23 protein-coding genes are annotated in these 22682 nt (G+C 45.4%); 9 read left to right on the top strand and 14 right to left on the bottom strand.

Annotated elements, in window-relative coordinates; all coding sequences use genetic code 11:
• Positions 1–124 precede the first annotated feature (124 nt).
• The 14 genes from ACUJFK_RS01265 to mioC all read right to left on the bottom strand — a co-directional run bounded on the left by ACUJFK_RS01265 (position 125) and on the right by mioC (position 12337).
• The gene (locus ACUJFK_RS01265) at positions 125–541 is read right to left on the bottom strand and encodes a F0F1 ATP synthase subunit epsilon (protein WP_226750649.1); all 417 of its coding nucleotides are present in this window, start codon (positions 539–541) and stop codon (positions 125–127) included.
• Positions 542–563: 22 nt separating this feature from the next.
• Positions 564–1949, bottom strand: a complete 1386-nt coding sequence (gene atpD / locus ACUJFK_RS01260; RefSeq protein ID WP_226750650.1) for a F0F1 ATP synthase subunit beta — start codon at positions 1947–1949, stop codon at positions 564–566.
• Between the two features lie 32 nt (positions 1950–1981).
• Complete coding sequence (gene atpG, locus ACUJFK_RS01255) at positions 1982–2845, bottom strand: F0F1 ATP synthase subunit gamma (protein ID WP_226750651.1); 864 nt, start codon at positions 2843–2845, stop codon at positions 1982–1984.
• Between the two features lie 52 nt (positions 2846–2897).
• Complete coding sequence (atpA, locus tag ACUJFK_RS01250) at positions 2898–4439, bottom strand: F0F1 ATP synthase subunit alpha (protein ID WP_229586164.1); 1542 nt, start codon at positions 4437–4439, stop codon at positions 2898–2900.
• Between the two features lie 13 nt (positions 4440–4452).
• The gene (atpH, locus tag ACUJFK_RS01245) at positions 4453–4986 is read right to left on the bottom strand and encodes a F0F1 ATP synthase subunit delta (RefSeq protein ID WP_226750653.1); all 534 of its coding nucleotides are present in this window, start codon (positions 4984–4986) and stop codon (positions 4453–4455) included.
• A gap of 11 nt (positions 4987–4997) precedes the next feature.
• Positions 4998–5468 carry a F0F1 ATP synthase subunit B gene (atpF, locus tag ACUJFK_RS01240; RefSeq protein ID WP_226750654.1) on the bottom strand — a complete coding sequence of 157 codons (471 nt, stop codon included), beginning with the start codon at positions 5466–5468 and terminating at the stop codon, positions 4998–5000.
• Positions 5469–5512: 44 nt separating this feature from the next.
• Positions 5513–5746: a F0F1 ATP synthase subunit C gene (gene atpE, locus ACUJFK_RS01235; RefSeq protein WP_062483651.1), complete on the bottom strand. Its 234-nt coding sequence runs from the start codon at positions 5744–5746 to the stop codon at positions 5513–5515.
• A gap of 43 nt (positions 5747–5789) precedes the next feature.
• Entirely contained in the window at positions 5790–6650 is an 861-nt protein-coding gene (gene atpB, locus ACUJFK_RS01230) for a F0F1 ATP synthase subunit A (protein WP_226750655.1), read from the bottom strand.
• A 14-nt stretch (positions 6651–6664) separates the two neighbouring features.
• The gene (locus ACUJFK_RS01225; RefSeq protein WP_267867503.1) at positions 6665–7090 is read right to left on the bottom strand and encodes an ATP synthase subunit I; all 426 of its coding nucleotides are present in this window, start codon (positions 7088–7090) and stop codon (positions 6665–6667) included.
• 84 nt (positions 7091–7174) lie between these two features.
• The gene (locus ACUJFK_RS01220) at positions 7175–8053 is read right to left on the bottom strand and encodes a ParB/RepB/Spo0J family partition protein (RefSeq protein WP_226750657.1); all 879 of its coding nucleotides are present in this window, start codon (positions 8051–8053) and stop codon (positions 7175–7177) included.
• A gap of 26 nt (positions 8054–8079) precedes the next feature.
• Positions 8080–8877, bottom strand: a complete 798-nt coding sequence (locus ACUJFK_RS01215; protein WP_236129123.1) for a ParA family protein — start codon at positions 8875–8877, stop codon at positions 8080–8082.
• 19 nt (positions 8878–8896) lie between these two features.
• Entirely contained in the window at positions 8897–9523 is a 627-nt protein-coding gene (gene rsmG / locus ACUJFK_RS01210; protein ID WP_229586158.1) for a 16S rRNA (guanine(527)-N(7))-methyltransferase RsmG, read from the bottom strand.
• A 9-nt stretch (positions 9524–9532) separates the two neighbouring features.
• A complete protein-coding gene (gene mnmG / locus ACUJFK_RS01205; RefSeq protein WP_445425814.1) occupies positions 9533–11422 on the bottom strand; it encodes a tRNA uridine-5-carboxymethylaminomethyl(34) synthesis enzyme MnmG in 1890 nt (629 codons plus the stop codon).
• A gap of 462 nt (positions 11423–11884) precedes the next feature.
• Positions 11885–12337 (bottom strand): FMN-binding protein MioC, encoded by a 453-nt coding sequence (mioC, locus tag ACUJFK_RS01200; RefSeq protein ID WP_445425813.1) that lies wholly within the window; start codon positions 12335–12337, stop codon positions 11885–11887.
• Positions 12338–12498: 161 nt separating this feature from the next.
• On the opposite strand from mioC, the gene ACUJFK_RS01195 reads away from it, so the two are divergent.
• The 9 genes from ACUJFK_RS01195 (at position 12499) to ACUJFK_RS01155 (ending at position 22680) form a co-directional block, all read left to right on the top strand.
• Positions 12499–14274 carry a DEAD/DEAH box helicase gene (locus ACUJFK_RS01195; protein WP_229586157.1) on the top strand — a complete coding sequence of 592 codons (1776 nt, stop codon included), beginning with the start codon at positions 12499–12501 and terminating at the stop codon, positions 14272–14274.
• 152 nt (positions 14275–14426) lie between these two features.
• Complete coding sequence (locus ACUJFK_RS01190; RefSeq protein ID WP_445425812.1) at positions 14427–16907, top strand: M1 family metallopeptidase; 2481 nt, start codon at positions 14427–14429, stop codon at positions 16905–16907.
• Positions 16907–17395: a DUF6702 family protein gene (locus ACUJFK_RS01185; RefSeq protein ID WP_306177472.1), complete on the top strand. Its 489-nt coding sequence runs from the start codon at positions 16907–16909 to the stop codon at positions 17393–17395. The genes ACUJFK_RS01190 and ACUJFK_RS01185 overlap by 1 nt, the downstream gene beginning before the upstream one ends.
• A gap of 39 nt (positions 17396–17434) precedes the next feature.
• Complete coding sequence (gene trxC, locus ACUJFK_RS01180; RefSeq protein ID WP_226750664.1) at positions 17435–17857, top strand: thioredoxin TrxC; 423 nt, start codon at positions 17435–17437, stop codon at positions 17855–17857.
• A gap of 41 nt (positions 17858–17898) precedes the next feature.
• Positions 17899–18393, top strand: coding sequence for a YbhB/YbcL family Raf kinase inhibitor-like protein (locus tag ACUJFK_RS01175; protein ID WP_445425811.1), 495 nt, complete (start codon positions 17899–17901; stop codon positions 18391–18393).
• Between the two features lie 68 nt (positions 18394–18461).
• Entirely contained in the window at positions 18462–19646 is a 1185-nt protein-coding gene (locus tag ACUJFK_RS01170) for a YbfB/YjiJ family MFS transporter (RefSeq protein WP_445425810.1), read from the top strand.
• 143 nt (positions 19647–19789) lie between these two features.
• Positions 19790–20329, top strand: a complete 540-nt coding sequence (locus ACUJFK_RS01165; RefSeq protein ID WP_226750667.1) for a sigma-70 family RNA polymerase sigma factor — start codon at positions 19790–19792, stop codon at positions 20327–20329.
• Entirely contained in the window at positions 20326–21003 is a 678-nt protein-coding gene (locus tag ACUJFK_RS01160; RefSeq protein ID WP_445425809.1) for an anti-sigma factor, read from the top strand. Before ACUJFK_RS01165 ends, ACUJFK_RS01160 begins: the two co-directional genes overlap by 4 nt.
• A gap of 99 nt (positions 21004–21102) precedes the next feature.
• The gene (locus ACUJFK_RS01155; RefSeq protein WP_226750669.1) at positions 21103–22680 is read left to right on the top strand and encodes a DUF4331 domain-containing protein; all 1578 of its coding nucleotides are present in this window, start codon (positions 21103–21105) and stop codon (positions 22678–22680) included.
• Positions 22681–22682 lie beyond the last annotated feature (2 nt).

Raw genomic sequence — 22682 nt, 5'->3', positions numbered from 1 at the left:
AACGAATTTATCTTAGCTGTTAGTCTGCCAATTTTGGTTTATCACGCTATTTTTAGTCTTTGCACAAATTGTAGGCAAAAAAAAACCACCCTTAGGTGGTTTTTTATCATTTATCAATGGAAACTTATTTCTTACGCAGTTTTTGTATCACGCGCAGCTGAGCAATGGCTTCGGCCAATTGCGCGGCTGCTTCGGCGTAATTAAAGTCAGCGCTGGCATGCTGCATTGCTTCTTCTGCACGTTTCTGTGCGTCTAAAGCCGCTTGCTCATCTAAGTCTTCACCGCGTACCGCTATGTCTGCGAGCACCGTGATCATATCGGGTTGTACTTCAAGTACGCCACCGGCAACATAAATCAGGTGTTCTTCGCCAAACTGCTTTACGATACGGACCATGCCAGGTTTCAGGGTGGTCAGTAACGGGGCGTGGAAAGGTAACACACCTAACTCGCCCTCACTGCCTGTGACCTGCACGGATTCGACAAGGCCTGAGAAAATCTTTTCTTCGGCACTTACTACATCCAGTTGCACTGTCATCGCCATCTCGCTCTCCTAAAGCCTGAACTTAAAGTTTCTTCGCTTTTTCGATCGCTTCGTCGATTGAACCAACCATGTAAAACGCCTGTTCTGGCATATGGTCGTATTCACCGGCCAGGATACCTTTAAAGCCACGGATAGTTTCTTTCAGCGGAACGTATTTACCTGGCGAACCAGTGAATACTTCAGCAACGAAGAATGGCTGAGACAAGAAGCGTTGGATTTTACGCGCACGGTATACAGTTGTACGGTCTTCATCAGACAGTTCGTCCATACCTAAGATGGCAATAATATCTTTTAGCTCTTTGTAACGTTGCAATACCGTTTGTACGCCACGTGCCACTTCATAGTGCTCTTTACCGATAACCAATGGATCTAACTGACGAGAAGTTGAATCCAATGGGTCGATGGCTGGGTAAATACCCAGTGAAGCGATGTTACGGCTTAATACTACCGTTGCATCTAAGTGCGAGAACGTTGTTGCTGGTGATGGGTCAGTTAAGTCATCCGCAGGTACGTAAACGGCTTGAATAGACGTGATAGAACCGGTCTTAGTCGACGTGATACGCTCTTGTAGTACACCCATCTCTTCCGCTAGCGTTGGCTGGTAACCTACTGCTGAAGGCATACGACCTAACAACGCAGATACTTCAGTACCCGCTAGGGTATAACGATAGATGTTATCGACGAAAAACAGTACGTCACGGCCTTCATCACGGAATTTCTCAGCCATGGTTAAGCCGGTTAACGCAACGCGTAAACGGTTACCTGGTGGCTCGTTCATCTGACCGTATACCAACGATACTTTATCTAGTACGTTAGAGTCTTTCATTTCGTGATAGAAGTCGTTACCTTCCCGTGTACGCTCACCTACACCGGCGAATACAGAGTAACCGCTGTGCTCGATGGCGATGTTACGGATCAGTTCCATCATGTTTACGGTTTTACCTACACCGGCACCACCGAACAGACCTACTTTACCACCTTTTGCAAACGGACAAACCAAGTCGATAACCTTGATACCGGTTTCCAACAAGGCATTTGACGCTGCTTGATCTTCATATGAAGGCGCAGCGCGGTGAATTGACCAACGCTCTTCTTCACCGATTGGGCCCGCTTCATCGATCGGCTCACCCAATACGTTCATTATACGGCCCAGAGTCGCTGTGCCGACTGGAACCTGAATTGCTTTACCGGTATTACTTACCGCTGAACCGCGACGTAAACCGTCTGTAGTACCCAGCGCGATAGTCCGTACCGTACCGCCACCCAGCTGCTGCTGAACTTCCAGCACTAAACCAGCTAGATCACCGTCGGTCACGTTTAACGCGTCATAGATACCAGGTACCGCATCTTGTGGAAAGTCGATATCCACAACGGCGCCAATGATTTGGACGACCTTACCTTGACTCATGATGTTTCCTCAAATTTGCAAAACTCTTAACCTTAGCCTACAGCTGCCGCACCTGCGACGATCTCGCTGAGCTCTTGGGTAATCGCGGCCTGACGTGCTTTGTTGTACACGAGTTTCAGGTCGTCCATCAGGTTACCGGCGTTGTCGGTTGCGGCTTTCATTGCCACCATCCGCGCTGCATGTTCACTGGCAGCGTTTTCAACAACACCTTGATAAACCTGAGATTCAATATAACGAGACAACAACATATCCAAAATAGGTTTTGGATCTGGCTCGTATAGATAGTCCCAATTATGCTCTTTTTGTGCGATGTCTGCTTTTGGCAGAGGTAACAGTTGATCGATCACTGGCTCTTGCTTCATGGTATTAACAAACTTGTTGTATACCAGGAATAAGCGGTCGATCCGGCCTTCGTTAAATGCTTGCAGCATTACTTGCACCGAACCAATCACATCAGCCAAACGTGGTACGTCACCTGAACCCGATTGTGCAGCGACCACTTTACCACCGAAGCGCTTGAAGAAGGCGGCGGCTTTATTACCGATTACGGCAAATTGAGCATCAACACCTTGCTGTTTCCAGTTCTTCAGTTCGATAGCGACTCGTTTAAACTCGTTGGTATTCAGGCCACCGCAAAGACCACGGTCAGTAGCAATGACGATGTAACCCACCCGTTTCACGTCACGATCCGCTAAATACGGATGACGATATTCGAGCGAACCATTCGCCACATTACCAATCACTTTGCGCATACCTTCAGCGTATGGGCGAGTTGCAGCCACGCGGTCTTGCGCTTTGCGCATTTTGCTGACCGCAACTTTTTCCATAGCACTGGTGATCTTGCGAGTATTATTAATACTCCCAATCTTACTTTTTATCTCTTTACCACCGGCCATGACTGTATCTCCGTTTTTTCAACGAATGGGGTGGCTAAGCCACCCACATTGCTTACCAGGTCTGCGTCGCTTTGAATTTATCAATAGCGGCTTTGAACGTAGACTCGATTTGGTCGTTGTAGTTACCGGTTTTATCGATTTCAGCCATCAGCTCAGCGTGTTCAGCTTTCATAAAGGCGATTAATCCTGCTTCAAAATCAAGGATTTTGGCAACATCAACATCTTTCATAAAGCCTTTTTCGATAGCGAAAATAGACACACCCATCTCAGCAACTGACATCGGGCTGTACTGTAACTGTTTCATCAGCTCAGTCACCTTTTGACCATGCTCTAACTGAGCACGGGTTGCATCATCTAGGTCAGAAGCAAACTGCGCGAACGCGGCTAATTCTGAATACTGAGCTAAGGCTAAACGGATACCGCCACCCAGCTTTTTGATGATTTTAGTTTGCGCTGCACCACCTACCCGCGATACTGAAATACCCGCGTTAACGGCAGGGCGAATACCCGCGTTAAATAAGTCAGTTTCTAAGAAGATCTGACCATCGGTAATTGAGATTACGTTAGTAGGTACGAAAGCAGAAACGTCACCCGCTTGTGTTTCAATGATAGGTAAGGCGGTTAATGAACCGGTTTTACCTGTCACTGCACCTTTAGTGTATTTTTCAACATAATCGGCATTAACACGCGATGCACGCTCAAGTAGACGAGAGTGTAAATAGAATACGTCACCAGGGTAAGCTTCACGACCTGGTGGACGACGTAACAGTAACGAGATTTGACGGTAAGCAACTGCTTGCTTAGATAAATCATCATATACGATTAGCGCATCTTCACCATTGTCACGGAAGTATTCACCCATAGTACAGCCAGAGTATGGCGCTAAGTATTGTAACGCCGCGGCTTCAGAAGCAGAGGCCACAACCACGATAGTGTGAGCTAAAGCACCGTGCTCTTCTAATTTACGTACTACGTTAGCGATAGTAGAGGCTTTTTGACCAATTGCCACATAAACGCATTTAACGCCAGTGGCTTTTTGGTTGATGATAGCATCGATTGCCAGGGCCGTTTTACCGGTCTGACGGTCACCGATCAGCAATTCACGCTGACCACGACCGATCGGGATCATCGCATCAACCGATTTGTAACCGGTTTGCATTGGCTGATCAACTGATTGACGCTCGATTACGCCAGGTGCAATTTTTTCTACTGGCTCAAAACCTGCAGCTTCAATTGGACCTTTACCATCAATTGGCGCACCGAGTGTGTTAACTACACGACCTAATAAGCCTGGGCCTACAGGTACTTCTAAGATACGACCAGTACTTTTAACTTTTGTGCCTTCCGTTAAGTCCGCATACGGACCCATGACTACCGCACCTACTGAATTACGTTCTAAGTTCAGTGCGATTGCATAACGGCTGCCAGGAAGCTCTATCATCTCACCTTGCATACAGTCTGCAAGGCCATTGATACGGATAATACCGTCAGTTACCTGAACGATAGTACCTTCGTTACGAGCTTCACTGACCACGTCGAACTGAGCAATACGACTCTTGATCAGTTCAGATATTTCTGTGGAATTCAGTTGCATTCTCTGTTCCCCATTAAGACTGCAGCGCAGTTGCTAAACGATCCAGCTTACCGCGGACCGAGCCATCAATTACCATGTCACCTGCTTTAATCAGCATTCCGCCGACTACGTCAGGATTGACGCTACAGTGCAATTTAACCTTGCGTGCCAAACGTTGCGATAATGCAGCTATTAGCTTGTCTTGTTGTGCAGTATTCAGCGTGGTGGCAGAAGTTACTTCAACAGTAATTTCTTTTTCATACGCTGCTTTATGCTCAATAAAAGTTGCTAATACTTCAGGCAACGCCAACAAGCGGTGATTTTCAGCCATAACTTTAATAAAGTTGCGACCTTGCTCATTGAGTTGCTCACCACATACCTGGATAAACAGGTCGGCCTGCGTTTCGGCAGTGCCGTTAGTACGCAATATGGCAGCAACCTGTTCGTGTTTAGCTACTTCCGCAGCGAACACCAGCATTTCTAACCATGCGTCCAATGCTTTTTGCTCAACAGCAAAGTCAAAGGCCGCTTTTGCGTAAGGACGAGCAATATTCGTCAAATCAGACATAGCTCACCCTCTTACAGTTCTTGTACCAGTTTTTCCAGGATGTCAGCGTGAGCCGCTTCGTCAATAGAGCGTTGCAGAATTTTCTCTGCGCCGGCTACCGCTAAGGCTGCTACCTGCTTGCGTAAATCTTCACGTAAACGATTGCGTTCAGCTTCAATTTCAGTCTTGGCTTGTGCCAGGATATTGTCGCGCTCAGCAGAAGCTTTCGCTACCGCTTCGTCCAGCATTTTCGCTTCACGCTTTTTCGCTTGCTCGATGATTTCAGCCGCTTGTGCTTTGGCATCTTTTAACTGATCTTTTGCTTTGTCTTGGGCTAAAGCCAAGTCTTTTTCAGCACGATCAGAAGCCGTCAGTCCGTCTGCGATTTTCTTCTGGCGCGCTTCAATTGCATTACTCAGCGGTGGCCAGACGAACTTCATACAAAACAGTACAAAGACGACAAAAGCGATTAATTCTCCGATAAGAGTGGCGTTTAAATTCACGTCCGCTCCTCCTTATTTAGTTGTTCGAGTTTAAAAACCTTAAATTACATTGCGAACAACATGTACATGGCGATACCTACACCGATCATAGCTACGGCGTCGATAAGACCAGCAAGGATGAACATTTTAACCTGTAGTGAAGGGGCTAGTTCTGGTTGACGAGCACAAGCTTCTAAGAACTTACCGCCCATGTTACCGAAACCTAGCGCAGTGCCGATAGCACCGAAACCGATTAACAGCGCAACTGCGATTAATTTGATAGCTACTGCAATTTCCATTTTTATCTCCGATATTTCAAGTTTAAGTTAAAGTTTAAAAAAATTAATGATTGTCCGAACTGGCCATGCTCAGGTAAACAATGGTCAGCATCATAAACACGAACGCCTGCAATACAATTACCAGGATGTGGAACACCGCCCAAACAAAGTGCAGTGGTAACTGCAACAAGCCAATGGCACCAATCAGGATAAAGATCATTTCGCCCGCATACAGGTTACCGAATAAACGTAGTGCCAGCGAGAATGGCTTGGCTACTAAGGCAATCAGTTCAAGTAATAGGTTAAATGGGATCAGTACAATTTGCAGCGGTACGTTTTTGGTGCTGAAAGGATGCAGCGTTAACTCTTTAATAAAGCCAACAACACCTTTAATACGGATTGAATAACCGATCATCAATATGAATACGCCCAATGCTAAAGCGGCGGTCATGTTGATATCAGTTGTGGGTACGATCTTCATGTAAACATCATGCGAGTCCATACCAAAGAAGGTGGCTCCGACCCAACCAGCAAAGGCTGGCAAGAAGTCAACAGGTACTAAATCCATCAAGTTCATTAGGAAAATCCAAACGAAGATGGTCAGTGCCAGCGGGGCAATAAGTTTACTTTTACCGTGGTAGGTATCTTTGACGTTGGCAGCAACGAATTCGATAACCATTTCCACAAAGCATTGAAATTTACCCGGTACGCCGGTTGTCGCTTTTTTAGCGGCGCTACGGAACAATAATATAAATAAGAGGCCTAAGCCAATAGACCAAGCGAGCGTATCAATGTGCCATGTCCAGAACCCGGCCTCGCTACACGCTTTGTTAAATGCGACACTACCGTCAACGGTACACATTTTGGCGTTAGTAAGGTGGTGCTGAATATGACTGGATAGCGTTAACTCTTCACCTGCAGCCATGTTTCATCCCAATGTTAATGTTTAAAGAAAAAAGGTGCTGTCCATTGTGTGAGCAGGGTAAGCAAAAATCCGGTAAGAAAAGGTCCCGCTACCGTTTGCTCTTGTTGAAAAACCACTGCACACAACACTACTGTTAACAATACTTTCATTGATTGGCCGCGCATCATTGAAGCCGCCACCAATTCTGCTTTATCTGCGCCGCTGTGACGAAACGCAAAAAAAGCGAATGCAAAATTCGCTATTACTGCCACTAAACCGCCTTTAAAAGCCGATTTAGCCGCTGCGGCATCTGCCGCAATCAGAAAGAATAACGCCACCAAGGTTGCAAACACTGCTTGAAACAAAACTAACAAATATGCAGCTTTACGACTTTGCTGGCTATTTGGCTCAGCCACTGTAATTCCCTCTGAAAACGCCCGAGAAGGGGTTACAAAAAACATGCGAAAGTATACTTATTTGCCCCTGATTTGCAACTAAAAGCGGCTTAGACGTTAGTCATGTAGCGATCTTGGAGAAAATTTTAGCTATTCTGATTGTTCGTGGCCTAACTTACCTAAAATGCCATCTAATTCATCTAAACTATTATAGGCAATCATTAAACTGCCTTTGCCTTTTTTGTTGTACTGAATTTGCACAGGCGCAGCAAAGCGATCACTTAAGCGTTGTTCAAGTGCAATCACATCGGGATCCTTTACTTTTGGCTCGGGTACAGGTGCTGGTTCAAGTATTTTCCGCACCAAATTTTCAGTATCACGTACCGTCATTTGTTTAGCCGCCACTAAACGGGCAGCATCAGACTGGTCCGCATCTGATAAAGCTAATAAAGCCCGTGCATGCCCCATTTCAATATCGCCATGCTCTAACAACAATTTCACATCATCGTTTAATTGGTTTAAGCGTAAAAGATTGGTGACAGTGGTGCGTGATTTACCGACCGCATCAGCCACTTGTTGATGGGTTAATTCAAATTCAGATAACAAGCGTTGCAGTGCTATGGCTTCTTCCATAGCATTAAGATCTTCGCGCTGAATATTTTCAATCAGCGCGATAGCCACGGCAGCTTCGTCAGGCACATTTTTGATTAGACAAGGCACTTCGGCAAGTTGTGCCAATTGCGCTGCTCGCCAACGGCGTTCACCCGCGATAATTTCATAGCTGTTTTCGGCTAAGGTACGAACAACGATAGGTTGAATAACCCCTTGCGCCTTGATTGAACTGGCCAGATCGTCTAACGCTTCTTGTGACATGTCTTTACGCGGTTGATATTTACCAGGGCGTAGAAACTCTACTGGAATAGTTTGCAGTTCCGATTTAATCGGTGCGACATCTACTGTGTTAGTAGGTTTACTTGCTGTGAGTAATGCATCAAGCCCTCGGCCTAAACCGCGTTTTTTTAAAGACATGCGAAGTGTAATTCCTTTAGAGGCTTTTAGCTGGTTAGGTTAGCTGCTGTGCTACTTTTCTTTTCAGATCGCCGTAATATTTCACCTGCTAAAGCGAGATAAGCTTTAGCGCCTGTCGAGCTTTTATCGTAATACATTACCGGTGTACCAAAACTTGGCGCTTCGGCAAGCCGAACATTACGCGGGATCACCGCACGATACACTTTATCACCAAAATGTTGTTTTAATTGCTCAGACACATCGTTGGCTAAACGATTACGGGGATCATACATGGTCCGTAATATGCCTTCGATTTTCAGATCGCCATTGATTACCGCGGCTAATTTATTAATGGTTTCAACTAAAGCGGTTAAACCTTCTAGCGCAAAATATTCACATTGCATCGGCACTAATACGCTGTCAGCTGCGGCCATTGCGTTAACCGTCAACATATTCAAAGAAGGTGGGCAATCGATAAAAATAAAATCGTAACTGCTTTTGTAAGCTTTCAATGCGTTCTTCAAACGAAGTTCACGAGCAAAAACATCCATCAGGCGTACTTCGGCCGCCGTCACATCAGAATTGGCACCGATCAGATGATAACCGCCGGTCGTTTCTTTTACGACCACTTCTGATAAGGGTTTTTCATCGACTAATAATTCGTAAGCACTGGCGGCTAATTCATATTTATCGACGCCGCTCCCCATAGTGGCATTACCTTGAGGATCAAGGTCAATAAGCAGAACTTTACGTTTTGTTGCGGCCATAGAGGCAGCCAAATTCACCGCTGTGGTTGTTTTACCCACGCCGCCTTTTTGGTTAGCTATTGCGATGATCTTGCCCACAAGGATCCCTCTTTGACGATTAGACTTTTTTTAGAATAACCAAATGACGCTGCGCATCCAGCTCTGGTACTTGTAAGTTTTGAATAGCTGTTACTTTAACAAAATCCGGCAAAGCTGCAATTTCTTCTTGCACTGCAGCGCCCTTCATGGCGAAAAACTGGCCGTTTAGCCCAGGTAAATGCTGACACCAGTTCAGCATATCATTAAGTGAGGCAAATGCGCGGCTTATTACACCATCATAACCGGGTTGGGGTTGATGATCTTCAACTCGGCTTTGTAGTGGGAAAATATTGTTTAAGCCTAACTGTAATTTCACCTGATTTAAAAAACGGATACGTTTTCCTAAGCTGTCTAACAAGAAAAATTGCTTCTGTGGATAGTAAATGGCCAATAACACACCAGGTAAACCAGGACCGGTGCCAACATCAATAAAACGTTCGCCGGTTAAATAGGGTGCAACAACCAGGCTATCCAATACGTGCTTGATGAGCATTTCTTGTGGATCACGTACTGAAGTGAGGTTGTAAGCGCTGTTCCATTTATCCAATAACCGAACATAATCCACGCATTGTTGTAATTGTTGTTCAGTTAATTGCAGATCGGTTTGTGCAACTAGCCGGCGTAAAGGGCTTAATAAATCAGTCATGCTTTTCCTTTAAGCGCTTTTACGCAGTAAACCTTGTTTTTTTAAGTACACCAACAGTAAAGAAATCGCTGCGGGCGTAATGCCTGAAATACGTGATGCTTGGCCAACCGTTTCTGGTTGGGTTTGGTTTAGTTTAACGATAACTTCATTCGATAAACCTTTAACCGAGGCATAGTCGAAGCCTGCAGGCAATTTTGTTGCTTCGTTGCGTTGCTGCTTAGTAATTTCTTCTTGTTGACGGTTAATATAGCCTTCATATTTGATCTGAATTTCAACTTGTTCAGCTGCTATCGGATCAGCTAAACAGGGGCCTAATTCAGCAATGCTAATTAATTGCTGATAAGAAACTTCAGGACGGCGGATCAATTCTTCTAAGCTGGCTTCGCGGGTTAAAGGCGTTTTAAGTAATTGATTAACTTCGTTTAAAGCTGGGTGTTGTTGATGGATCCAGCCTTGACGTAAACGTTGCCGTTCAAGTTCAATTTGCTCCATTTTTTCATTAAATGCAGCCCAACGGATATCGTTTACTAAGCCTAGCTCACGGCCTTTACTGGTTAAGCGAGCATCGGCATTATCTTCACGTAACATCAGCCGGTATTCAGCTCGGCTGGTAAACATGCGGTAAGGTTCTTTAGTACCCAGTGTTGTGAGATCATCCACCAGTACACCTAAATACGCCTGATTACGGCTTGGTGACCAACCGTCTTTTTCTTGGGCATACAATGCGGCATTTATCCCGGCTAGTAAGCCTTGTGCACCGGCTTCTTCATAACCGGTGGTACCGTTAATTTGGCCGGCAAAAAATAAGCCTTTGATAAATTTTGTTTCTAAAGTGGCCTTAAGATCGCGTGGATCGAAGAAGTCATATTCAATAGCATAGCCTGGGCGTGTGATATAGGCGTTTTCCATGCCTTTTATCGATCTTACAATACTGAGTTGTACATCAAACGGTAAACTGGTTGAAATACCGTTAGGGTATAGTTCATGCGTGGTTAAACCTTCTGGTTCAATAAAAATCTGATGTTGATCCTTATCAGCAAAACGCATCACTTTGTCTTCAATTGATGGGCAATAACGTGGGCCAATACCTTCGATCACGCCGGTATACATCGGTGAACGATCCAGGTTGTTACGTATTACATCGTGTGTTTTTTCATTGGTGTAGGTGATGTAACACGGGATTTGCGGTGGTTGATCGCTATGTTTGCCTAAGAATGAAAATACTGGCGTAGGATTATCGCCTGGCTGAGCTTGCATAACAGAAAAATCAACGGTGCGTGCATCGATACGCGGCGGTGTGCCGGTTTTTAAACGATCCACTCTAAAGGGTAAATTGCGTAAGCGTTTAGCCAAGGCGATAGACGGCGGATCGCCTGCTCGACCACCCGAAAATTGCTCTAGGCCAATATGGATTTGACCACCCAAAAAGGTGCCTACTGTTAGCACCACAGTTTTACTATGAAACTTTAAACCCATTTGCGTAACAACGCCTTTGACTTGATCTTGTTCAACAATCAGATCATCACAGGCTTGTTGGAAGATTTTAAGATTTGGTTGGTTTTCTAATATGCTACGAATAGCGGCACGATAGAGTTGCCGATCAGCTTGGGCACGAGTAGCACGAACGGCAGGGCCTTTTGAACTGTTTAAAGTTCTAAATTGAATACCACCTCGGTCTGCTGCCATAGCCATGGCGCCACCCAATGCATCGATTTCTTTAACTAGATGGCCTTTGCCAATACCACCAATAGCTGGGTTACACGACATTTGACCGAGTGTTTCAATGTTATGCGTTAGCAATAAAGTATTTTGACCAGCACGAGCTGCAGCTAAGGCGGCTTCAGTACCTGCATGTCCACCACCTACAACGATAACGTCAAAACTTTCTTGAAACAGCATACTTGCCTCGATCACATACAGATTAAAAACAGGGTGCATATTGTAGCCTGATCTTGGGTTGAGTGAAATGGGCAAAATAGGATCAGGATCGTGCTTAATATATATAAGATCTTTTTAGATCTTTTTTATTATTACTTCTATTAAGCAAGCCATTTGCAGTGGATAAGCCTTTTTACATACGAAGGATCAATGGATTAGATAAGATCAGATCCTGTGATCAAGCTTGGATCTACGTCAGGTGAAGCCGTGTGTAAGATCGTTACTTATCCACGCTGGGCGCAGAAAATAATTTTATTATTGGGATAAATACAGCTTAATAACCGCATAAAAGACTAGTTATCAACATTAGTTATATTAGAAGTGTCAATATGTGTATAAGGTGTGGGGAAGCGGATCATAAGATCGTGGCGGCCATAGCATTGTTAGCATTCAGGGATCCCTTGTTTGGATCCCGCTGCAAAGTTATCCCAGATCAGATCCGGATAAGCTGTGGATAAGCAAAGGTAGCCAAGCTTGGGCAATATCCTCTGGCAAGGCGTCTGTTTGTGCGTCAATATCTAAACCGTCGATAAGGCGTTTTGCACCGCGATTTTCTAATAAAGTGGCAATTTTTTGCCCTGCTAAGCAAAAAGTATCATAACTGGAGTCACCTAAAGTGATCACGGCGTAAGAAAGTGTGTTAAGATCACTGCGATCTTGTGCTAATTGATCCGCAAAGGGTTGAATATTATCAGGCAGATCTCCTGCGCCATAGGTGGATGTGATCACTAACCAGATGTGAGTCGGGTTTAGCTGATCCAAATCGGGTTGAAGATGAAGTTTAGTTTCATATCCCGCTTGTACCAGTGTTTCAGCAACTTGTTCTGCCACATATTCCGCTGCGCCCATTTGGCTGCCAACGAGGATTTCTATCATGGATCTCTTCCAGGTGGTAAATGACTGGCTATACTAATGGAATAAAATCGAGAAAAGCTACGGTTTTTGCTCGTTTTCGTGTTTTTACTGCATTGCAGGCCAAGTAAAAACAACAATAGCACTCCAACAAGCCTGCGTGTGATTTGAGGTTATAACAACGTATGTCTGAAACATTGTCTTTTTCCCAGCTAATGCTGCCGGAACCGCTTGTTCGTGCGGTTACTGAACTTGGTTATGAAACGCCTTCGCCTATCCAAGCGGCGGCTATTCCAAAATTATTGGCTGGCGAAGACGTATTAGGTCAGGCGCAAACGGGTACTGGTAAAACCGGTGCTTTCGCTCTGCCTTTATTGGCACGGCTAGATCCTGCGCAAAATGATCCACAAATTCTGGTATTAGCACCCACTCGCGAATTAGCGATCCAGGTTGCTGAAGCCTTTCAAGCTTATGCTCGCTACATGCCGGCATTTCATGTTTTGCCTTTATACGGCGGTCAAAGCTATACCAATCAACTTAAATCACTCAAGCGTGGTTCACAAGTTATCGTCGGTACGCCGGGTCGCATCTTAGATCACTTAGATCGCGGTACGTTGAAACTCGACAAACTGCGCGCTATCGTGCTGGATGAAGCCGATGAAATGTTACGGATGGGTTTTATCGATGATGTACAAACCATCATGGATGCAACCCCCGCCGGTCGTCAGGTGGCGATGTTCTCTGCTACCATGCCCGCGCAAATTCGCGCTATTGCGCAAAAGCACTTAAAAAATGCTGAAGAAATTAAAATTGCGTCAAAAACCAGTACCGTTGAGCGCATTACTCAGCGTTATGTGATGTTAGATTCTAATCAAAAGTTAGATGCGTTAACCCGTTTATTAGAAGGCGAAGAGTACGATGCCAGCATCGTGTTCGTGCGTACGAAAAGTGCTACCGAAGAAATTGCTGAGAAATTGGGTGCCCGTGGTTATGCCGTTGCCTGTTTAAATGGTGACATGAACCAAGCACACCGTGAGCAAACGATTCGTCGGATGAAAGCCAGTCAGCTGGATATCATTGTGGCAACTGACGTAGCTGCGCGTGGTTTAGACGTTGAGCGTATTAGCTTAGTAGTTAACTACGATATTCCTTACGATAGTGAAGCCTATGTGCACCGGATTGGTCGTACGGGCCGCGCTGGTCGTGAAGGTAAAGCCATTTTATTCGTATCACCCCGTGAACGCCGTTTGCTGCGTACGATTGAACATGCAACTAAGCAGCCGATTGAGCAAATGAGCTTACCAACCGGTCAAGTGATTGAGCAGCGTCGTATCGAGTCTTTCCGTGAGCAATTAGCACAAACGATTGAAACGCAAAATCTGAGCTTCTTCCAAGAGTTAGTGACAGATTGGCGTGAAAAGTTAGAAACGACCGATGTTGATTTAGCGGCAGCCTTATTGTACTTAGCGCAAAAAGATCAGCCGCTAAACGTAGCGAAGCAATTTCCTGAATTACGCCAGCCGCATGCTCGTGGTGAACGTGAAGAGCGGCCACGTCGTGAGCGTAGCGATCGCCCAGCGGGTGATCGTCCAGAACGCGGTCCACGTGTGCGTCGTGAAATGAAAGGCGACTACAACACGTACCGCATTGAAGTGGGTAAAGAACACGGTGTTAGAGCCGGTGATATCGTTGGCGCTATCGCTAATGAAGCGAACATTGATAGCCAATTCATTGGTAATATCAAATTGTTTGACCATTTTAGTACGGTAGAATTACCGGCTACGATCCCAAATGAGATCTTCCAACACCTGAAAAAGGTTTATGTGCGTAAGCAGAAACTGAATATCAGTGTGGATACGGGTGCTGCGGCTTCTGGCGGTGAGCGTCGTCCAAGCACTAGCACAGGCCCTGGTCCGCGTCCTGGTGCGGCACCACGTGCACCACGCAAGCCAAGAGATTAATCTTTATTTGACTAAATTGCCTCGCTTTTGCGGGGCTTTTTTTGGAGACAGAACCCCGGCTTTTCGTGATAGATAGGCCTTGTTTGTTCAGGTAAATTTACCTAGAGTAGATACTTGCCATTTTACTAATAAATAACCAGAGAGACCTGCTGATGTCTGCCATTTTGTCCCGTATTTCAGTCATAAGCCTGGTCACTGTATTGTTGTGTAGCCAATTTGCTACTGCCAGTGCTGTGCGCCAGACAAAAGGTGATTTTGAAGATAAATTTCGTCAATTAGACGAAGTGCTTCCAACACCGAATATCTATCGTAATGCTGCCGGTGAGCCAGGCCAGCAATATTGGCAACAACAAGTCAATTATCAGATGGATGTAACCTTAGACGAAGCCAAGCGCCGTTTAAGTGCAAAACAACAAATTCAATACAAAAACAATTCACCTTACACGTTGAAATATTTATGGCTGCATTTAGACCAAAATATTTTCAAAAACGATTCAATGGCTGAAATGAGCACCGATTTTGGTGGTGTTGGCCGTCGCGGTCCTGCTACTTCGATAGGTGAAGGTGACATTACTGCTCGTTTGAGCCTAGAAGAGTTACGTCGCCAACAATTTATGGCCGATAACGAGCTGGGTTTTCAAATTAATAATGTGAAAAACAGCAAGGGTAAAACCTTAGCTGCCACGGTAGTGGGTACCTTAATGCGCATCGATTTAGACACGCCATTAAAACCCGGTCAGTCGATGGAGTTTAGTTTAGATTTTGCTTTTAACATCGTAGAAGAAGATGCGGTGTCAGCACGTTCAGGTTATGAGCATTTTCCGGATGATGCGAATGAAGGTGGCAATGATATTTTCTTATTAGCTCAGTGGTTCCCGCGGTTAGTGGCTTACACCGATTACGAAGCGTGGACTAATAAAGAATTTTTAGGTCGCGGCGAATTCACCTTAGAGTTTGGTGATTATGATGTGAAATTAACGGTACCAGCCGATCACATAGTGTCTGCGACTGGTGAGTTACAAAACAGCAGTAAAGTGCTGACTAAACAGCAGATTGCACGGTTAGAGCAAGCGAAAACAGCGAAGCGGCCGGTGTTTGTTGTTACTGAAGAAGAAGCCTTAGAAAACGAAAAAGCCGGTACTAATGACAGCAAAACCTGGCATTTTAAAGCCAATAATGTGCGTGATTTTGCTTGGGCGTCATCACGTAAATTTATGTGGGATGCCAAAGGCTATCAACAAGGCGGCAAAGAGCAGCCGTTGGTCATGGCGATGTCGTTTTATCCTAAAGAAGGCGGCGATCTGTGGAAAAAGTATTCTACAGAATCTGTGGTGCATACCATGGAAGTGTATTCACGTTTCTCGTTTGATTATCCATACCCAGTGGCACAGTCGGTAAACGGCCCTGTCGGCGGTATGGAATACCCGATGATCACGTTTAACGGCCCTCGCACTAAGTTACAAGACGATGGCAGCCGCACCTATTCTCAAGCCGAAAAACGCTTTTTAATTGGCGTGGTGATCCATGAGATTGGTCATATTTATTTCCCGATGGTTGTTAACTCGGACGAGCGGCAGTGGACTTGGATGGATGAAGGCTTAAACAGCTTTTTAGACGGCGTTGCCGGTCGTGAGTGGGACCCTACTATTCCTTGGGGCGTTGAGCCTCGTGATATTGTCGATTATATGAAATCGGATGTTCAAGTGCCTATTATGACGCAATCCGACAGCGTATTACGTTTAGGCCCGAATGCTTATACCAAACCCGCTGCAGCATTAAATATACTGCGTGAAGTGATCTTAGGTCGTGAGTTATTCGATTTCGCCTTTAAAGAATATGCACAGCGCTGGAAATTTAAACGGCCAACGCCATCTGATTTTTTCCGTACCATGGAAGAAGCCAGCGGTGTCGACTTAGATTGGTTCTGGCGTGGCTGGTTTTACAGCACTGATCATGTGGATATTTCGTTAGACCGTGTCTATCAGTTACGCATGGATACCAAAGATCCGGATATTGATTTTGCACGTGAGCGCCAGCAAGAGTTAGACAAACCCACCTCATTGTTTGTTGAGCGCAACAAAGCGGCTGGTAAAGTACTTTGGATTGATAAAAACAAAGATATCACCGATTTTTATGATGAAAACGACCGTTTTACCGTAACCAATAAAGAGCGTAATGCCTATAACAAGTTTTTAGCCGATTTAGAGCCGTGGGAGCGCACCGCGTTTGAACGTGCAGTAAAAGAAGATAAAAACTACTATGTACTGCAATTCAGTAATTTAGGTGGGTTAGTGATGCCCATCTTACTGCAACTGCATTATACCGATGGCAGCGTTGAAGATCAGATGATCCCTGCTGAGATTTGGCGTCGTAGCCCGAAAGCGGTGAATAAGATGATTGTGACGGCAAAAGACAAAGTGTTAAAAGAAGTGGTCGTTGATCCGAAGTGGGAAACTGCCGATGTCGACATTGAAAACAACTATTACCCACGTCGTATTATTCCGTCACGCGTAGAGGCTTACAAATCTGATAAGAGTAAAGCCAAAGTAAGCCGCGATATTATGCAAGACAGTAAAACTAAGCTAAAAGATCCGGCTGAAAAAACCGATGAAAAGCTTAAGGAAGGTAACTAATGCGTTATCTGCTTAGCCTGCTGATACTGGCAGGCTTAGTTAGCCCAAGTTTTGCACATGAAATGAACGCGGCGGTCAGTACCGTATTGTTTAACGCGCGAAGCGGTAATATTGAAGTGATGCACCGTTTTTATGTGCATGATGCAGAACATGCGGTAAAACAATTGTTTGATAAACAAGCTGACTTGTTAAATAACGAACAAACCCAGCAAACATTCAGTCAGTATGTGACAGAGCAATTTGCTTTAACGCATTTAAACGGTGAACCGATAGCGTTAACCCTGATTGGCGGCCAGTTAGACGGTCGCTTCTTTTGGGTATACCAAGAGGCTGTGATGCCAGATGACTTGCCAGGATTGCGGGTACGCCACCGCTCTTTACAAGAGATTTGGCCAAAGCAGATTAACACCGTTAATATTGAAAGCATGAATGGCGTTAAAACCCTCAGTTTTGATAAAAACATGGATTGGCTAGACGTTAAATTTTGATCTTAAGGCGATGTTAAAGTAGCAAAGTTGGAGTGACACATGATTATAGCTTGCCCATTTTGTCATGGTTTAAACCGTGTTCCGGCGGACAAAGCGGCCAACACTGCCCGTTGTGGTAAATGTAAGCAAGCTTTATTCACTGGCCAGCCATTAACTTTAACAAGTGCCAACTTTGTCGCCCATGCTGAAAAATCGGAATTACCTCTAGTCATTGATTTTTGGGCCAGTTGGTGTGGCCCTTGTCAAAGTTTTGCGCCGATATTCAGCCAAGCCGCTGCTGAGTTAGAACCACAATTTCGTTTTGGTAAAATTGATACAGAACAGCAGCAAACCTTAGCAGCACGCTTTGCTATTCGTTCTATTCCCACTATTTTAGTGATACGCCAAGGTCAAACATTGGCGCAGCAAGCCGGTGCTTTACCGAAAAGTGCCTTTTATCAATTTTTACAAAAACTCAGTTAACCTTAGTTAGATCATAAAGTTGCCTTTGTTAGGAGTGAAGTATGAGTAAAAACACCTTTACCTTAAGCAGCCCAGATATTGCCGAAGGGCATTTTATGGCAAAGCAGCATGAATTTGATGGCTTTGGTTGTAACGGCCAAAATATTTCACCTGAATTACATTGGCGTAATGCGCCAGCAGAGACCAAAAGTTTTGCATTGACGGTGTTTGATCCTGATGCGCCGACCGGCTCAGGTTTTTGGCATTGGATTGTCACCGATATCCCTGTGGCCGCAACCTGTTTAGCCAAAGGAGCAGGGACGGGCAGTTTACCGCCGGGTTGTCGTAGTTTTACCAATGATTATGGTATGAAAGCCTTTGGTGGTGCTTGTCCACCAGAAGGCCATGGCATGCATCGTTATCAATTTACGATCTGGGCTTTACCAGAAGAAGCATTACCTGCACCAGAGGGCGCCAGCGCCGCAGTAGTGGGGTTTATGCTAAATGCGATGGCCTTAGCAAAGGCTACGTTAACGGCAACTTACGCGCGCGATTAGGCGAGTTACTACTATAGCCGCATAGCAGCGGCGATTTATTTCTCCTAAGCCTATAGGAACGCAGCTTTATGATGTTACCCCTGCGGATTAAAGTGTTGCTAGCTGGCTTTTTTAGCCAGCTACTTTGCTTAGGTATTGCTCGTTTTGCTTACACGCCTTTATTGCCATTAATGCAGCAACATACCGCTTTAGATGATGCCAGTGGTGGATATCTAGCTGCGGTGAATTACCTAGGGTATATGACAGGTGCGTTACTCGCGGCCCGTTTATCTAATTTAACCGTAAAAGATCGCTTATACCGAGCCGGTTTATTGATAGCCGTGCTAAGTACGGTAGGCATGGCGTTCACGGAAAACCTATATCTGTGGTCATTTTGGCGGTTTCTCGCTGGGCTGAGCAGTGCCGGTTCCATGTTAATTGCTTCAGCGCTGATTATGCATTGGTTAATTAGCCATCAGCATCGTGCCGAGCTGGGAGTGCATTTTGCTGGTTTAGGTTTAGGTATCGCCCTGGCCGCTTTTTTAGTGGAAAGCATGGCCCGGTTACAGCTGGATTGGCAGCTACAATGGCAATTATTTGCGCTGTTAGGGCTATTGCTGGCGATCCCAGCATGGCGTTGGCTGCCGAAACCCGTGTTTAGCCCTGTCAGCAATACCTCAGCCAGTGCGGATCGGCCACCGACTAAACGATTTTTACGTTTATTGTTGCTGAGTTATTTTTGTGCGGGTTACGGCTATGTGATTAGTGCGACCTTTATTGTGACTATTGTCGAGCGGATGCCAGGGCTAGCCGGTAGTGGCAACATCAGTTTTATCATCTTAGGTTTGGCGGGTGCGCCCGCCGTATTACTTTGGGATCGGGTCGCCCGTAAAACGGGCTATTTAACGGCGATTATTTTCGCGTTATGGCTGCAAGCTCTCGCCATTTTACTTCCGTTATGGTTTAACAACTTGGCAGTGGTATTAGCCAGTGCGGCTTTATTTGGAGCGACCTTTGTTGCGGTGGTCAGTTTGGTGTTAACCATGGCAGGGCGCTTATACCCGAGTAAACCGGCAAAATTGATGGGGAAAATGACTTTAGCTTATGGCGGTGCGCAAGTTATTGCACCGGCGCTAACCGGTTATTTAGCCCAGTTGACCGGCTACTTTTCGATCGGTTTATATTTAGCCGCGGGTTTTGTTGCTTTTGGTGCTTTGCTGATTACGCTACTCAAGTTTACGGATCGTACGGCACAACAACTTGATAATACGTAAAAAAATGCTATACCCAATACAGTGAATTAGCGTTGCCCTGAATGTTCAGTTTGCCTGCTGGCGATAATAATTAAAATAATTGCATCCAAAAACTCGGCTTATTCGGATTTTAGTATGCTATTAGGCCATAAGGAGTTTTTGTTATGTCTACCCCCCAACTGCTCGAACGCGATTTGCAACAAATTGCTTTGGGCGATACCGCGGCATTTCGTCGTTTATACGAAGCCACCTCTGCTAAGCTGTTTTCGGTCAGTTACACCATGCTGCGCCGGTCAGATTGGGCAGAAGAAGCGCTGCAAGATACCTTTATTAAAGTATGGCATCGTGCCGCAGATTATTCGGTTTCAAAAGGCTCGGTAATGAGTTGGTTGATCAGTATTGTGCGTTATCGCTCCATTGATTTACTGCGTAATCGCGCTAATCAAGAATTGTCAGCTGATGATTTTGATGAGTTACCTGCTGCCGATATGCTTGAGTCAACTATTGAGTCGTTAGGTCAGTCGAAGAACCTGCGGATGTGCATGGACGAATTACAACCTACTACGCGCCAGTGTATTCAATTAGCGTTTGTATGTGGGTTAAGTCATCAAGAAGTCAGTGAGCATATTAGTGAGGCATTAGGTTCGGTGAAAAGCTGGATCCGCCGCGGCCTAGATAGCTTAAAAAGGTGCTTACAACGATGAAGTATCAGTCGACAGAACTACAACATCAATTGGCCGCCCGCTTCGTGCTTGGTAGTATGCGTGGTTTAGCGCGGCGACGATTTCAGCGGCTACTGATGGATATTCCGGCTTTACGTGATGAAGTGGCGTTTTGGGAAGAGCATCTACACGAGTTAACGGATGTGATCCCTTTGCGGCACCCCCCTGCTCAGGTATGGCAACGCATTCAAGAACGTTTAGGCTGGGTGCAAGCGCGCCCGGTGAATCGTTTTAATTGGTCTTGGTTGCTAGGCGCAATGGCCAGTATCGTTTTACTGGTGAATGTGTTCATGCTAGTAAGTCCCGATCCGAGCATCACGCCAAGCCCACAACGTATAGCCGTGATTCAAAACGCGGATGCTCGTACGCTGTGGTTAATTGAGCAGCGCGATCAGCAACTTAAAGTTGCGGCTGTTGGCGCGATTGCACCACTGGCTAATGAAGATTATCAGTTATGGATGTTACCGGCTGATGGAACGGCACCGGTGTCATTAGGGTTATTGCCGCAACAGGGTGAAGTGTTATTAGCATTAACCGATAAAATTGATTTGGCTTTAGTGGGCGCATTGGCGGTCAGTCGTGAACCTTTAGGCGGTTCACCTGAGCCATTCCCAACCGGTCCGGTATTATTTACGACGGATTTATTAATAATTTAAAAATAGTTGCATCTAATACGTCCACTCAATCGTTGCTTGAGCAGACCTAACAAAAATTGTTGGGTGTCATAATCAAAAAACGATTGAGAGGACAACAAGATGAATAGGAAAACCGTTATTGCTACTGCACTATTAGCTGCTTTGGCAACCACCACCACTGCTTTTGCTTCTAGCCACCGTGAAGCGCCCAATGTGACACGCTTACCTACGATTGATTCCACCGATTTTTATATTTTTAATAGTTATGAATCGGGTCGCAGTGATTATGTCACCATTATTGCCAATTATATTCCGTTGCAAGATAGCTACGGTGGCCCGAATTATTTCGCGATGGATCCAGCAGCAGTGTATGCCTTGCATATCGATGCCAACGGCGATGCGATGGAAGATTTTACCTTTGAATTTCGCTTTAATAATAAACTGCCCAATGGCGGTATTAAGTTACCGGTTGGCCCAAATGGTGTGATGGTCAGTGTACCGTTGAAACATGTTGGCCCAATCAGCGCAGGTAATAACGGTGCGTTAAATTACAGTGAAACCTACAGCATGAGCTTAGTGACGGGCTCGCAAAGAACCGGCGCTCGTAGTGCGATTACAGGCGCTAATGGCCAAACAGAGTTTGTGAAGCCTTATGCTTATGTGGGTGAAAAAACCTTTGGTAACACAGCAGAATACTCTGCGTATGCCGATCAGTATATTTATGATGTCTCCATTCCAAATTGTAATGCAATGGGCCGGGTGTTTGTTGGTCAGCGTAAAGATCCCTTCACCGTTAACTTAGGCGAAACCTTTGATTTAGTGAATTATGTTCCCGTGGAAGGTGACAGTACGCCAGGTGCGGGTGATGGTAATGGTTTCCCTGGCGGTATTACCCAATCAACCGCTAATGATGATTTAAACGATAAAAACGTTAATACCATTGCTTTAGAAGTACCTAAGTCGTGTATTACGGGTTCTGGTAACGGTGTTATTGGGGCATGGACGACGGCCAGCTTACCGCAAGCACGTATTTTAAACCCGAATGCCACCTTGGAAAAACCGGAAGTAAACGGTGGTGCTTTAGTACAAGTGTCACGTTTAGGCTCACCACTGGTGAATGAGTTAGTCATTGGTATTGACGATAAAGATCGTTTTTCAAGCGCACATCCGTCGGCTGATGGCCAATTTGCGACTTATGTAACCAATCCAACCTTACCGATTATTCTGGATTTATTGTTTAAAGATGCCGTTAACGCCACTTTAGGTACGTCATTTGACACTATCGCGCCAACACATTACCCACGTACTGACTTGGTTGCCGCCTTCTTAACCGGTTTTGCTGGTGTCAATCAGCAATCGATGGTGACAGCGTCAGAAATGTTGCGCTTAAACACGATGATCCCAGCGACCCCTGCTGAACAGCAATCTAATTTTGGCGTGGCGGGTAATGATTTAGCCGGTTTCCCAAATGGCCGTCGTCCTGGTGATGATGTGGTAGATATTGCACTGCGCGTGGTGATGGGGGCGTTATGTCATGATATTCCGGTAGCCGGTACACCGACTAATCTGGGCTTATGTCAGCCAGAAGATGCCAATGTGGGTACTGCGCCCTTTACTGATGGCGCACCAATAGATGCCAGCTTTATGAACACGAGTTTTCCGTATTTGATCGCGCCATTAGCCGGTTCACCACAATAAGG

This window comes from Alishewanella sp. HL-SH06 (assembly GCF_052656265.1).
Note: the sequence above shows the minus strand (reverse complement) of the source record. Positions and strands in the feature narration are given on the sequence as shown.

What these genes read in the sequence shown, in the direction of transcription:
- ACUJFK_RS01225 (WP_267867503.1), bottom strand. Translation starts at nt 7,090, where the DNA reads ATGTTTTTTGTAACCCCTTCTCGGGCGTTTTCAGAGGGAATTACAGTG.
- atpG (WP_226750651.1), bottom strand. Translation starts at nt 2,845, where the DNA reads ATGGCCGGTGGTAAAGAGATAAAAAGTAAGATTGGGAGTATTAATAAT.
- trxC (WP_226750664.1), top strand. Translation starts at nt 17,435, where the DNA reads ATGATTATAGCTTGCCCATTTTGTCATGGTTTAAACCGTGTTCCGGCG.
- atpH (WP_226750653.1), bottom strand. Translation starts at nt 4,986, where the DNA reads ATGTCTGATTTGACGAATATTGCTCGTCCTTACGCAAAAGCGGCCTTT.
- ACUJFK_RS01190 (WP_445425812.1), top strand. Translation starts at nt 14,427, where the DNA reads ATGTCTGCCATTTTGTCCCGTATTTCAGTCATAAGCCTGGTCACTGTA.
- rsmG (WP_229586158.1), bottom strand. Translation starts at nt 9,523, where the DNA reads ATGACTGATTTATTAAGCCCTTTACGCCGGCTAGTTGCACAAACCGAT.
- ACUJFK_RS01265 (WP_226750649.1), bottom strand. Translation starts at nt 541, where the DNA reads ATGGCGATGACAGTGCAACTGGATGTAGTAAGTGCCGAAGAAAAGATT.
- atpD (WP_226750650.1), bottom strand. Translation starts at nt 1,949, where the DNA reads ATGAGTCAAGGTAAGGTCGTCCAAATCATTGGCGCCGTTGTGGATATC.
- ACUJFK_RS01155 (WP_226750669.1), top strand. Translation starts at nt 21,103, where the DNA reads ATGAATAGGAAAACCGTTATTGCTACTGCACTATTAGCTGCTTTGGCA.
- ACUJFK_RS01220 (WP_226750657.1), bottom strand. Translation starts at nt 8,053, where the DNA reads ATGTCTTTAAAAAAACGCGGTTTAGGCCGAGGGCTTGATGCATTACTC.
- mnmG (WP_445425814.1), bottom strand. Translation starts at nt 11,422, where the DNA reads ATGCTGTTTCAAGAAAGTTTTGACGTTATCGTTGTAGGTGGTGGACAT.
- ACUJFK_RS01170 (WP_445425810.1), top strand. Translation starts at nt 18,462, where the DNA reads ATGATGTTACCCCTGCGGATTAAAGTGTTGCTAGCTGGCTTTTTTAGC.
- atpB (WP_226750655.1), bottom strand. Translation starts at nt 6,650, where the DNA reads ATGGCTGCAGGTGAAGAGTTAACGCTATCCAGTCATATTCAGCACCAC.
- ACUJFK_RS01195 (WP_229586157.1), top strand. Translation starts at nt 12,499, where the DNA reads ATGTCTGAAACATTGTCTTTTTCCCAGCTAATGCTGCCGGAACCGCTT.
- ACUJFK_RS01165 (WP_226750667.1), top strand. Translation starts at nt 19,790, where the DNA reads ATGTCTACCCCCCAACTGCTCGAACGCGATTTGCAACAAATTGCTTTG.
- atpA (WP_229586164.1), bottom strand. Translation starts at nt 4,439, where the DNA reads ATGCAACTGAATTCCACAGAAATATCTGAACTGATCAAGAGTCGTATT.
- ACUJFK_RS01185 (WP_306177472.1), top strand. Translation starts at nt 16,907, where the DNA reads ATGCGTTATCTGCTTAGCCTGCTGATACTGGCAGGCTTAGTTAGCCCA.
- ACUJFK_RS01160 (WP_445425809.1), top strand. Translation starts at nt 20,326, where the DNA reads ATGAAGTATCAGTCGACAGAACTACAACATCAATTGGCCGCCCGCTTC.
- mioC (WP_445425813.1), bottom strand. Translation starts at nt 12,337, where the DNA reads ATGATAGAAATCCTCGTTGGCAGCCAAATGGGCGCAGCGGAATATGTG.
- atpE (WP_062483651.1), bottom strand. Translation starts at nt 5,746, where the DNA reads ATGGAAATTGCAGTAGCTATCAAATTAATCGCAGTTGCGCTGTTAATC.
- ACUJFK_RS01175 (WP_445425811.1), top strand. Translation starts at nt 17,899, where the DNA reads ATGAGTAAAAACACCTTTACCTTAAGCAGCCCAGATATTGCCGAAGGG.